Annotated in this window: 12 protein-coding genes; 8 read left to right on the top strand and 4 right to left on the bottom strand. The window is 32.3% G+C overall.

What is annotated here, in order from left to right; genetic code table 11:
• Window positions 1–4: 4 nt before the first annotated feature.
• Window positions 5–598 carry a glutathione peroxidase gene (locus ACU4C5_RS10705; protein ID WP_446844206.1) on the bottom strand — a complete coding sequence of 198 codons (594 nt, stop codon included), beginning with the start codon at window positions 596–598 and terminating at the stop codon, window positions 5–7.
• A gap of 37 nt (window positions 599–635) precedes the next feature.
• Window positions 636–1,085 (bottom strand): large conductance mechanosensitive channel protein MscL, encoded by a 450-nt coding sequence (gene mscL / locus ACU4C5_RS10700; protein WP_446844205.1) that lies wholly within the window; start codon window positions 1,083–1,085, stop codon window positions 636–638.
• A gap of 190 nt (window positions 1,086–1,275) precedes the next feature.
• Between mscL and ACU4C5_RS10695 the strand changes: the two genes are divergently transcribed.
• Window positions 1,276–1,878 carry a transcriptional regulator gene (locus ACU4C5_RS10695; RefSeq protein ID WP_446844204.1) on the top strand — a complete coding sequence of 201 codons (603 nt, stop codon included), beginning with the start codon at window positions 1,276–1,278 and terminating at the stop codon, window positions 1,876–1,878.
• Window positions 1,872–2,591, top strand: coding sequence for a DUF3307 domain-containing protein (locus tag ACU4C5_RS10690; protein ID WP_446844203.1), 720 nt, complete (start codon window positions 1,872–1,874; stop codon window positions 2,589–2,591). The genes ACU4C5_RS10695 and ACU4C5_RS10690 overlap by 7 nt, the downstream gene beginning before the upstream one ends.
• Before the next feature lie 70 nt (window positions 2,592–2,661).
• On the opposite strand, the gene ACU4C5_RS10685 is transcribed toward ACU4C5_RS10690, so the two are convergent.
• On the bottom strand, window positions 2,662–5,877 hold the full coding sequence (locus ACU4C5_RS10685; protein WP_446844202.1) for a cytochrome c biogenesis protein: 3,216 nt from the start codon (window positions 5,875–5,877) through the stop codon (window positions 2,662–2,664).
• Window positions 5,878–5,956: 79 nt separating this feature from the next.
• Window positions 5,957–6,346: a group III truncated hemoglobin gene (locus tag ACU4C5_RS10680; protein ID WP_446844201.1), complete on the bottom strand. Its 390-nt coding sequence runs from the start codon at window positions 6,344–6,346 to the stop codon at window positions 5,957–5,959.
• A 172-nt stretch (window positions 6,347–6,518) separates the two neighbouring features.
• Here ACU4C5_RS10680 and ACU4C5_RS10675 point away from each other — a divergent pair, with 172 nt between their 5' ends.
• The 6 genes from ACU4C5_RS10675 (at window position 6,519) to ACU4C5_RS10650 (ending at window position 12,564) form a co-directional block, all read left to right on the top strand.
• Complete coding sequence (locus tag ACU4C5_RS10675) at window positions 6,519–7,280, top strand: Rossmann-like and DUF2520 domain-containing protein (protein ID WP_446844200.1); 762 nt, start codon at window positions 6,519–6,521, stop codon at window positions 7,278–7,280.
• Window positions 7,267–7,800 carry a KdsC family phosphatase gene (locus ACU4C5_RS10670; RefSeq protein ID WP_446844199.1) on the top strand — a complete coding sequence of 178 codons (534 nt, stop codon included), beginning with the start codon at window positions 7,267–7,269 and terminating at the stop codon, window positions 7,798–7,800. Before ACU4C5_RS10675 ends, ACU4C5_RS10670 begins: the two co-directional genes overlap by 14 nt.
• A 54-nt stretch (window positions 7,801–7,854) precedes the next feature.
• Window positions 7,855–8,772 carry a geranylgeranylglycerol-phosphate geranylgeranyltransferase gene (locus ACU4C5_RS10665; protein WP_446844198.1) on the top strand — a complete coding sequence of 306 codons (918 nt, stop codon included), beginning with the start codon at window positions 7,855–7,857 and terminating at the stop codon, window positions 8,770–8,772.
• On the top strand, window positions 8,772–9,356 hold the full coding sequence (locus ACU4C5_RS10660) for a Maf-like protein (protein ID WP_446844197.1): 585 nt from the start codon (window positions 8,772–8,774) through the stop codon (window positions 9,354–9,356). Before ACU4C5_RS10665 ends, ACU4C5_RS10660 begins: the two co-directional genes overlap by 1 nt.
• 72 nt (window positions 9,357–9,428) lie before the next feature.
• Window positions 9,429–9,971 carry a mechanosensitive ion channel domain-containing protein gene (locus tag ACU4C5_RS10655; RefSeq protein WP_446844196.1) on the top strand — a complete coding sequence of 181 codons (543 nt, stop codon included), beginning with the start codon at window positions 9,429–9,431 and terminating at the stop codon, window positions 9,969–9,971.
• A gap of 100 nt (window positions 9,972–10,071) precedes the next feature.
• The gene (locus tag ACU4C5_RS10650; protein WP_446844195.1) at window positions 10,072–12,564 is read left to right on the top strand and encodes a PIG-L family deacetylase; all 2,493 of its coding nucleotides are present in this window, start codon (window positions 10,072–10,074) and stop codon (window positions 12,562–12,564) included.
• Window positions 12,565–12,582: the final 18 nt, after the last annotated feature.

Below are 12,582 nucleotides of genomic sequence, written 5' to 3'. Positions count from 1 at the left end.
ATTTTTATTTTGATGTAATCCAAGATACTATTGATGCATCTGTTGGTAACATTTTTGGTGAAATTACACGAGCTAAATGTCCGTTTTCATCAATAAGATATTTTTGAAAATTCCACGCTACGTTTGAGTCTTCTAATCCGTTTTTAGATTTTTCGGTTAAAAAGTGATACACGTCGTGCATGTCTTTTCCTTTTACAGAAATTTTACCCATCATAGGGAAAGTTACCCCGTAATTATCTTTACAAAAGGTAGCAATATCTGCATTGCTTCCTGGTTCTTGTGATAAAAAGTTATTAGCTGGAAAACCTACAATTACAAAATTATCGGCTTTATAAGTATCGTATAATTCTTGTAGTAATTCGTATTGTGGAGTTAAACCACACTTACTAGCTGTATTTACAACCATTACCTTTTTTCCTTTTAAAGATGCAAAATCAAAAGGTTTTCCGTATAAATCTTCAACCTTAAATTGGTAAATGTCTTCTACATTTTCTGTGGTAGTTTCAACAGCTGTTACACTTGCAACTTCTGCTGTTTTTGGTGTGTTTTTGCAATTAAATAACACCATTGCAAAGAGTAATATTGATAGCTTTTTCATAATTATAAAGTTAGTGTATTTTCTTATAAAAACACGGTTATTGTTTTGGTTTCCCTTTTAAGAATTTATTTTGTTCTTCCATAAGATCGGTAAGCTTTGTGAGTAGCTCAATGTCTTTTGGTGTTACTACTGTTTTATCTTTTACATCATGAGATTTTTTACGTAATCTATTCATAAATTTCACAATAATAAATACTGTAATTCCTATGATTAAAAAATCTAAAAATGCTTCTACTAATGCGCCATAACCTATAGCGACTTCGGTTTTAGTAATTTCACCTGCAGCATCTGTAATAGCATCTCTTAAAATAAAACGTTTATCTTGAAAATTAATGCCGTCGGAAAGTAAAGTTAATGGTGGTAAAAACACTTGTTTAACCAAAACATCAATCACTTTATTAAATGATGCTCCAATAATAATACCAATGGCCATATCCATCATATTACCTTTTACAGCAAATTCTTTAAATTCATTAATCAGTTTCATCGTAAATATTACTCATTTTCATATTGCAAAGATATTTCATTCTATTTGGAAGACAAACCTATTTGAAGCTTATATATAAATTAAAAATATACCACATATAGCAGATATATTGAAATATCCTATTATTTGCAGATATTATTGTTTATCTGATAAAAAAGTGATATTTTTGAGTCTATTCAATATAAAAAAAATGACAAGTATTATAACTGGTGATATTATAAACTCTAGGGATAGCGCTCCAAAACAATGGTTAAGCGCTTTAAAGACGGTTTTAAACACCTACGGAAATTCGCCAAAAGATTGGGAAATATATAGAGGTGATAGTTTTCAAATTGAACTAAAACCCGAATTAGCTTTACATGTTGCCATACAATTGAAAGCGACGTTAAGACAATTTAAAAAAACCGACATCAGACTCGCCATAGGAATTGGTGATAAAAGTTATACTTCGGAAAAAATAACAGAAGCAAACGGCACTGCTTTTATAAACTCAGGAGAATGCTTTGAGCAACTAAAAAAAACAACGCTCGCTATAAAAACACCTTTTACTCCTTTTGACACACAGTTTAATTTAATGCTAGATTTAGCCTTATTAACCATGAATAATTGGTCACCAGTATCTTCATTAATTATAAAAACAGCTTTAGAGCATCCGAAGCTCAATCAAGAACAACTCGCTCAATTATTAGATAAATCACAAAGTAATATTAGCGAAGGTTTAAAACGCGGTGGTTATGACGAAATTTTAAAACTGATTCAATTTTACAACTCTCAAATACAAGATTTATGGTAATGCTCTTTATACAGCTTATTTTGGCACATATTATTGGAGATTTTCTATTACAACCGGCAAGTTGGGTAACTCATAAGGAAACGCACAAGCATAAATCTAAATTTATGTATTATCATATTTTGGTACATCTTGTATCGTTAATTGTGATTCTTAAAGCAGATTTCAGCTATTGGTTAGGGATGCTAATCATTATTTTTTCACACTATATCATTGATGTGATTAAATTACAACTCAATAATAAAATAGGAAATCCGCGGTTACTTTTTGGCTTAGATCAATTAGCACACCTTATAATTATAGCAATTGTGGTACATATATATGAACCTTTTAATTTTTCGGGTAAAACATTATTTACCCCTCAAATTCTATTATTTATCACCTGCTTATTAGGTGTAACAGTTGTAGCTTCTGTAATTATGAAAATTTTAATTTCTAAATGGGAATTAGAAGAAGACACCAAAGATGAATCTTTAGAAAGTGCCGGGGCTTACATTGGAATGCTAGAGCGGTTATTTGTTTTCGTTTTTATTGTAATGAATTATTGGGAAGGTATCGGGTTTTTAATCGCTGCAAAATCTGTATTTAGATTTGGAGATTTATCAAAAGCAAAAGACAGAAAGCTCACCGAATATATTTTAATAGGAACTTTGTTAAGTTTCGGGTTAGCAATTAGTTTTGGGATGATTTTTAAATACGTTATCACACTTTTATAAGTAGGGAACATTTAGTTTAACGCATAAAAAAGGCTCCGTAATTGGAGCCTTTTTATATATAATTAATATATTATTTCTTTGTCTTCTTGTAATATTTTAAATACTTTCTATAGGCTAAAACAGCTATAATTGCGATAATACTTAAGGTAATTGCAATATATTTTACACTTCCTATCTGTTGTCCTGATTGGTATGAGTGTAATCCTGATAAGTAAAAATTAACTCCAAAATAAGTAAACAAAATACTTGAAAAGGCTAATACAGATCCTAAATTGAAACTAAAACGACCGCGAAGTCCTGGAACAATACGCATATGAATTACAAAAGCATAAATCATAATACTAATAAGTGCCCAAGTTTCTTTTGGATCCCATCCCCAGTAACGTCCCCAACTTTCGTTGGCCCACATTCCTCCTAAGAAGTTTCCAATAGTTAACATTACTAAACCTATGGTTAATGCCATTTCGTTAATAATGGTTAACTCCTGAATACTGAGTCCCATTTTGGCTTTATTTTTTTCAGTAGTAAAAATCATCAATAATAAAGATACTAATCCTAAAATCATACCTAAAGTAAACGGCCCGTAACTTGCAACAATTACAGCAACGTGTACCATTAACCAATAACTATTTAAAACAGGTTGTAGTGTAGAAATTGCTGGATCCATCCAGTTCCAGTGTGCTACCATTAATATCATTGCAGTAACAAATGCTGTAGCCGCCATGGTAAGCTCACTTTTTCTTCCAAGTAAAACACCAAATAACATGGTTGCCCAAGCAACATAAATCATAGATTCGTAAGCATCACTCCAAGGGGCGTGACCAGAAATATACCAACGTACAGCTAATCCTGCTGTATGTAATACAAATAACCCTATTACTATACCTTTTAAAACGGTAATTGTAACAGATACAGGCTTGCTACGATCTCTAAAAATTTGAACAATTAAAAAGGTAAACAACAATGCTCCAGCGTATAAGTACCAACTATATAACGACCTAAAAATATCGTATTTATTATATAAAATTTCGGTAGTAATCTTATCATCAGACAGCATTACTTCACTACCTAATTGTTGTTGTGTTTTTTTAATCCCATCTAATATAGCATTGGCAGTTGTAAAATCGTTTCCGCCTTCATTTTTAGCATTATGCAAATTCAATAAATAAGCATTCAAGCCATTGTTCACAAAATTTCCATATAAAGAATCTGCGATTGATGTTCTATAACCTTCTTCTCTAAATTCTAAAGGAGAAATCCATTTATTATTTTCATCATCAGGAACAGGAAATACTTTTAATGATCGCCCTTCAATAGCATTATATAATAAATAGACACGCTGCTCTGCTTCTTTAAATTCCTTCTCGTAAGCGTTTTGATCATTTATATTGGTAATTCTATCTAAAAACGGTTGTAATTTAAACCCACCTGTTTCAGTAAAGAAATCAACTAAAGCAGCATATTTTTGAGTTTTTGGAATCCCAATAATTGTACGAATAGTATCAGCTTTTCTAGGCTTCAAATAAATTACAGGAACATTATACCACAGTAATGGACTTTCTTGAATAGATAGCATCACTTGGTTGGCATTAAAATCTTCGTAAGTATCACTCTTACTTAATTTTCTAAGCATTTCAGAAGCAAAGGTATTCATTGGCATCATTCGTCCGCCATAATCCTGTATCACCATTCTCCCAAACTTTTCAGCGTGTTCTTTTGGTGTAATATTAGCGCGTAAAACCGAATCAATTTGAGTTTTTGTAGGCTTTACTTTTGTTTGATGATCGTGACCATCGTTTGCAGAATGTGTTTGTGAGAATCCACTCAATCCAACACATAACAACATTACAGTAAGTAATTTTGCTTTTTTAGCCTTTATTTTAGCTAACATTTTATTTAAGTCTGCAATACGTGCATTTTTATCAAGTAGAATAGCCATTAGCCCAAAATATAATAAGAAATAACCTGCATACGTGATCCAAGTTCCCCAGAAATCATGATTTACAGATAAAATAGTTCCTTTTTCATCAGGATCAAAACTAGACTGAAAGAAGCGGTATCCTTCATAATCTAATATATTATTCATAAAAATACGGTAGTTAAAATCTTCTTTATTTCCATCTATCACTGTTACTTCACTCGCAAAAGAAGAATAACTTTTTTCGGTACCTGGAAAACGATCTGCGATAAAATCATTCAGTTTAATACTAAAAGGTAATTCAATTCTTTTAGCACCATATTTCATAGCAATATTTAATCCACCAATTTCTACTTGCTCAAAAGCATTATCACTTCCTTTTCCACCAAGTACATTAACGCGCTTAGTTTCACCATTTGCAGTTACTTTAAAGACCAAACCATCTTCGTCTCCTTTAAGAAAGGTCGCTTTTTTAACAATATCAAAAGTTCCTTTTACTACAGGCTTAGGAAATACAATTTGCATCTCTCCTATAATATATCGCGAAAGTAATGCTAAAGGTTGAATACTATCTTTAACAAGTGATCCTGTAACACCTGTTGCCATTGTAAAATATTCGCCATCAAAAGGAGATTGAATCGTTAACCCATTGTTTGTAGTTGTAATATTTACAGCACCTTCAACAAATTTATCTAATGAAAATAACGTGTTGTGAAAATTTTGTACTTCTCCTTTTTTCAAGAAGTGATTATGAGGTTGTCCGCCACTCGATTCTACCACTTTAAGATAAGATTCTCCATTTTCATCTGGCACAACATCTTTTTCGGCACCTCCAACAAACTTTTCAAGTTCAATAGTTACAGGAATAGTATCGTATGATGAATATTCAGAAAAACTATTTGTCATACGTGGCGAAAAATCTACTTCAGATTGTAACACACGGCGTTGGGCCATACCATCAACCATTAAATCACCATCTATATAAGTAGTAATATATGTTTTTTGAGATAAAAACACATTTTCAGTTTCACCTTCTCTAATTGCCATCATGCCTTCAAACCCAACGTAGCGTGTTATAAACGCTCCAAAAAGGATTAAAATGAATGATAAATGCAGTGTAAGATTAGTCAGTTTTTCTTTTCTAAATAACTTATATCTAAAAACATTACCAATAAAGTTGATAATAAAAACAACCATTATGCCTTCAAACCACCAGGTGTTATATATCAGATTTCTGGTATATGGTGTTGGCGAAGTATCCATTTGGCTATCTAAAAATGTTCCGATGGCCATTGAAGCAGCAAAAACAATAAATAAAGTAGCTGTCAGTCGGGTTGAAAAAAGTATTTTGGCGAGTTTATTTAACATGATATAATACGCTATTTTTAAGTCATGCAAATTTAGGCTTTTTAGTTCACTTCAAAGTGTTAAAATAAACTAAACTTTTTTAGGCTTTTTGGCGTGCTTCAAAAATTTTAAGATACAGAAAAGTTCCCATTTTTCGAGCTCTACGTTTCGCATTTTCGGTATAATCCCCTTCAAATAATTCATCTAAAGTTTCAAACCATAAGTTTAGCCAAATCCCAAAATGCAATTCATTAATAACATTGTTATTTTCCTGATCAACTTTAACATGCACATCAAGCGGATTTCCGGTATAACGGGTTTTTAAAAACAAACTAGCTTCCCAAAACGTGGTTAAACGCTCAATATGCGCATCCCAATCTTTTATCACATCATTAAAAAAAGGACCAACAGTTTCGTTTGCTCTTATTTTATCATAAAATGAAGACACTAATAGACGTACATCATCTCGGTTGCTAATATCATTTTTCATAATTATTTTTTAGAATATTCTTAGATATAAAGATACGCTTTTTTAAACAGGCAGGCAGAGATAATTTTTAAAAGTATTTAAAAATTAACGTTTCAGAAGCATTTCATCTGCATCAAAAAAATTAACACGAACTCAAGTTAATTTTCTATGCAAATATCCTTATTTTAGCACCATGATTACAGTTAGTATCCTTGGCGCAGGAAACGTAGCCACTCATCTCTTTAAAGCTTTTGAAGCTAGTGAAGATGTTTCAATAGTACAATGGTATAGCAGACGTTTGGAGGCGATAGAAACCTACCAAAACCGTGTAAATATCACCGATAATTTAAATAATTTACAACCCGCAGATGTATACATTATTGCGGTAAGCGATGATGCAATTTCTAAACTTGCAGAACAGTTACCATTTGAAAACCAATTGGTAGCGCACACTTCTGGAAGCGTGAGTTTATACGACCTTAATAAAAAGCATAAACGTGGTGTATTTTACCCATTACAAACATTTACAAAAGGAACAGATGTTGATTTTTCAACGGTGCCAATGTGTGTTGAAGCACTTACAAAAAAGGATGCGCAAACTTTAATGAATTTAGGGAAAGCGATTGGAAGTGAAACCTATAAAGTGAATAGCGACCAACGAAAAGCACTACATTTGGCTGCCGTATTTGTGAATAATTTCACCAATCAACTCTATCGAGTGGCGCATGAAATCACAGAGTCTGAAGGTGTAGAATTTGAAATTTTAAAGCCACTAATAACAGAAACAGCAAGGAAAGTTCAAGAAATTTCGCCTTATATGGCGCAAACTGGTCCTGCAAAACGAAACGATAAAAAAACAATTAAAAAGCATTTAAGTTTGTTAGAGAAACCTGAGCATAAAGCCATTTACAACCTCTTAACAGATGCAATAAAAGACACGCATGGAAAACGATAAAAGTTACAAAGAATATCTAGAAAACATCACGACATTTATTTTTGATGTAGATGGCGTACTTACTGATGGTACGATTACCCTAACGACTACTGGCGAAATGCTAAGAACCATGCATACCAAAGATGGTTTTGCTATGAAAACGGCTTTAGATGCTGGTTATAACCTTTGTATTATTTCTGGTGGATCAAACGAAGGAGTTCGTGTACGCTTAGGAGGTTTAGGTGTTACTGATGTGTTTTTAGGAACTCACAATAAAATTGAGCAGTTTAATCAATACCTAAATGATAAAAACATCACTGCAGATCAAGTACTTTATATGGGTGACGATATCCCAGATTATCCGGTAATGGCATTAGTTGGCCTACCTACTTGTCCGCAAGATGCGGTTCAAGAAATTAAAGGTATTTCAAAATATATTTCTCATAAAAATGGCGGTAAAGGTGCGGTTAGAGATGTCATTGAGCAAGTTTTAAAAGTACATGGTAAATGGAACGGTAATTTTAATGCCAAATACGATTAATAGCTTTTTAAAAAAATAGTCCTCTTTTAAATCATTAAAATCACCATAATTGTCATGCGAGATATATTAACGCTTATCCGTTGGAAAAACCTCCTTCTTATAATTTTAGTGCAAACTTTAATTAAATACGCTTTATTTGAACCTTTCGGAATCGCTACCGCTTTAAGTGCTTCTGAATTCTTAATATTAGTTTTAGCTAGTGTTTTTATTGCTGCCGCAGGAAATATTATTAACGATATTTATGATGTAGATATTGACAACATCAACAAACCAAACACTGTTATTGTTGGAAAAAAGATAAGTGAGGCAAATGCATATAACTTATATATTGCGTTAAATATTATAGGTGTTGCTCTTGGTTTTTATTTAGCGACAGCTATCGGGCAGAGTAAGTTTTTTATAATTTTTGTAATTATTTCGGCATTATTATATGTATATTCTACTTCGTTAAAACAAATCCCTTTAGCAGGAAATATTATCATTTCAATATTAGTAGGATTAACAGTACTTATTGTAGGAGTTTTTGATCTTATTCCTGCAGTAACACAAGCTAACAAAACCACGCAGCTCACCTTTTTAAAAATCATTTTTGATTATTCTCTGTTTGCTTTCTTAATAAATCTTATTAGAGAAATCATTAAAGACATTGAAGATATTGATGGCGATCATAAAGCAGGCATAAAAACACTCCCTATCGTTTTAGGTAGAGAACGTGCTAAAAAAATAGTGTTTGCCTTATCATTTTTACCACTCGCTGCAGTAATCCATTATATTATTACTTATTTATTTCAGCAACAAATAGCCGTGATTTACTTTTTAGTAGCTATCGCAGCGCCATTAATTTTTGTGACTATCAAAATATTTTTAGCTAAAACAAAAAAAGATTACCATTTTATAAGTTCACTTTTAAAAATAGTAATGTTACTAGGAATGCTATCATTACCTTTATTTAAATATATACTACTCCCTTAATGCTTAACGAAAAACTAAAATCGCATCAATTAATTTTGGCTTCAGGATCACCAAGACGTCAACAATTTTTTAAAGAATTAGGATTGGATTTCCAAATTCAACTAAAACCTATAGATGAAGTCTATCCTGAGCATTTAAAACATACACAAATAAGTGATTATTTATCCGAATTAAAAGCCTCTGCCTTTACAGATTTATCTCCAAACAGTATACTTGTTACTAGCGATACTATTGTTTGGCATAATAATAAAGCATTAGGAAAACCTAAAGATGCTACTGAAGCTTTTACAATGATAAAATCAATGAGTAACGCTACTCACGATGTGGTAACCTCTGTAACTTTCACTACTAAAACAGTACAAAAAACGGTACATGCAATTACAAAAGTGACATTTAAAGCTTTAACTGATACTGAAATAAACTACTACATAAATACCTGTAAACCTTTTGATAAAGCTGGAGCTTACGGCATACAGGAATGGATTGGACAAATAGGAATTACAAAAATTGAAGGATCGTATTTTAATGTTGTAGGATTACCCACACATTTAGTCTACAAAACACTTAACGAATTGGTGCAGTAGAAAAAGAAAGTCTTTTTAATTTGGTGTACATTTCTCATGTATCTTTGTCGTTTAAATTTTAAACATAAGCCCATGTTTTTTCAAACCTATCAAACCGAATTAATTGATTCTGTTATAGCACTTACTATTCTATTTGTAATCCGCTTAATCATTATATTTAGTGTCAGAAAAATAGGAAGAACAAGCGGTATCAATCAAGCGCGAATTCAACTTATTAATAGATATGTAACCGTCACGCTATTTTTAATAGCGATGCTAATTGAAGCCTTTATTTTTGGTGCACAACCCAAAGATTTAGCCTTAATTTTCTCATCTGTTTTTGCTGTAATTGGAATTGGACTATTCGCTATTTGGTCTATATTAAGTAATATCACTTCTGGAGTAATCATGTTTTTTTCGTTTCCTTATAAAGTTGGAGATAAAATACAAATACACGATAAAGATTTCCCTATTGAAGCCATCATTGAAGACATTAGAGCTTTTCAACTTCATTTAAGATTAGATAATGGTGATTTAGTCACCTACCCTAATAATTTAATGCTACAAAAAGCAGTAACGTTGGTTAAAAAAGATGCTATTGACGATTATCATGATGATGGTACAGATGCGATATAAGATTTCGTTGTAGCCCACGAATGTATTAAGTTAAAGAAAAATTAAATCCAGCCATTGCGCTGGTTTTCTTATTATATTTAGTGCTTACAAAACACTAAACATGCAAAAAATTTTACTCCACGCTATATTAGCTTGCTTTTCTACGCTATCTATTTACGCACAACAACCAAAGAAACCTAACGCTTCAGAAATCCATCAATCTATAAAAAAGTTAAATTTTCTAGGCTCAGTTTTATATGTTGCAGCACATCCAGATGACGAAAACACGCGTTTAATATCTTACATGTCTAACCAAGTTAAAGCACGTACCGCTTACCTATCTTTAACACGTGGAGATGGAGGTCAAAATCTAATTGGCCCAGAAATAAGAGAAGTTTTAGGCGTTATTAGAACTCAAGAATTATTAACAGCAAGAGCTATAGATGGTGGTCAACAAATGTTTACACGCGCTAATGATTTTGGGTACTCAAAACACCCAGATGAAACCTTATCTATTTGGAATAAAAAAGAAGTATTAAGCGACGTTGTTTTAGCTATTAGAAAATTTAAACCAGATGTAATTATCAACCGTTTTGATCACAGAAGCCCAGGAACCACACACGGTCACCACACAAGTTCTGCAATGCTTAGTGTAGAGGCTTTTGATATTGTAAACGATAACACAAAATACCCACAACAATTAAATACTACAAGCACATGGCAACCACAACGTTTGTTTTTTAACGCATCTTGGTGGTTTTACGGAAGTCAAGAAAAATTTGACGCTGCCGATAAAAGCGGTTTATTAGAATTTGACACTGGAGTTTATTACCCATCAAGCGGATTAAGTAATTCTGAAATTGCAGCTTTAAGTAGAAGTCAACATAAATCTCAAGGTTTTGGAAATACCGGAACTCGTGGATCTGAAAAAGAATATATCGAACTTATAAAAGGAACAATGCCTTCTGATAAATCTAATATTTTTGAAGGAATTGATACCTCTTGGAATCGTGTTGAAGGTGGTGCAATTATTGAAACCGTATTAAAAGCTGTTGAAAATGATTTCGATTTTACAAATCCTTCAGCCTCAATTCCGCAGTTAATGTTGGCTTATAAACATATTCAAAATTTAAAAGACACCCATTGGAAAACGATTAAAACCAAAGAAATCAAAGCTATTATTGCTGCCTGTTCAGGTTTATACTTAGAAGCTGTTGCACAAACTAACCTTGCAACACCTGGTGAACAAATTTCTATTAATATTGAAACAATAAACCGCAGCACAACTGCAATGACACTTAGAAGTTACAATACGGGCAATCATGAAATTAAAAAAGACCTAGATCTTACTAATAATATCGACTTTAAATTTACCGATACTATAAAAATTTCCGAAGACCAAACCGTTACTACCCCGTATTGGTTAACGCAAAATAGCACTTTAGGAATGTACTCCGTAACCGATAAAAACCTTATTGGCAAGCCTGTAACGCCAAGAGCTTTTCAAGTTACCTTTAATTTAACTATTGCCAATACGCCAATATCTTTCACTAAAGATGTTGTGTACAAAACTAACGATCCTGTAAAAGGAGAAGTTTATAAACCTTTTGAAATCGTGCCTCAGGCGTCTGTAAAATTTACGGAGAGTGTTATTATTTTTGAAAATGATAAACAAAAAGAAATTCCAGTACTTGTAAAAGCTGGAATTAACAATATGGAAGCTGTTGTTTCAATTGCAACTACTAGCGGATGGGACGTTTTTCCAAAGCAACAAAAAATAACTATTCAGAATAAAGGTGAAGAACAAACGGTTGTGTTTACGGTAATTCCACCTAAAAATTCTAACGAAGGTGAAATGAAACCTAAAATATCAGTAGGTAAAAATTCTTATTCTTCAGGACTTACAGAAATTAATTACGATCACATTCCTTATCAAACCGTTTTATTACCAAGTCGCGCAAAATTAGTACGATTAGATCTTAAAAAAACAGGTCATAATATCGGGTATATTGAAGGTGCCGGAGATGTGGTTCCAGAAAGTTTACAACAAATTGGCTATAAGGTTACCACAATTAAACCTGAAGATATTAATGCCGAAAATTTAGCCAAATTTGATGCAATTGTTGTAGGAATTAGAGCTTATAATATTGTTGAAACTCTAAAATATAAACAACAACAATTGTTTGATTATGTCGCTCAAGGCGGAAATATGATTGTGCAATACAACACAAGCAGAGGTTTAAAAATCGATAATTTAGCACCATATAAATTAGAATTATCTAGAGATCGTGTTACCAATGAATTTGCAGAAGTTACTTTTCTAGCACCTAATCACTCTCTATTAAACTACCCAAATAAAATCACCTCAAAAGATTTTGAAGGGTGGACACAAGAACGTGGTTTATATTTTCCAAACACATGGGGAAGCGAGTTTACACCTATTTTATCAATGCACGATAAAGGGGAAAACGCGAAAAAAGGAAGTTTACTTGTTGCAAAACACGGTGAAGGTTATTTTATTTACACCGGTTTAAGTTTCTTTAGAGAGTTTCCAGAAGGCGTTTCTGGAGCCTATCGTTTATTCGCTAATATGCTGTCTATAGGCAAACAATAATTTATAATTATGTCAGAA

It is taken from the genome of Lacinutrix undariae (genome assembly GCF_052934785.1).
The sequence above is the reverse complement of the archived record's forward strand: the minus strand, read 5'-3'. Positions and strand labels throughout refer to the sequence as shown.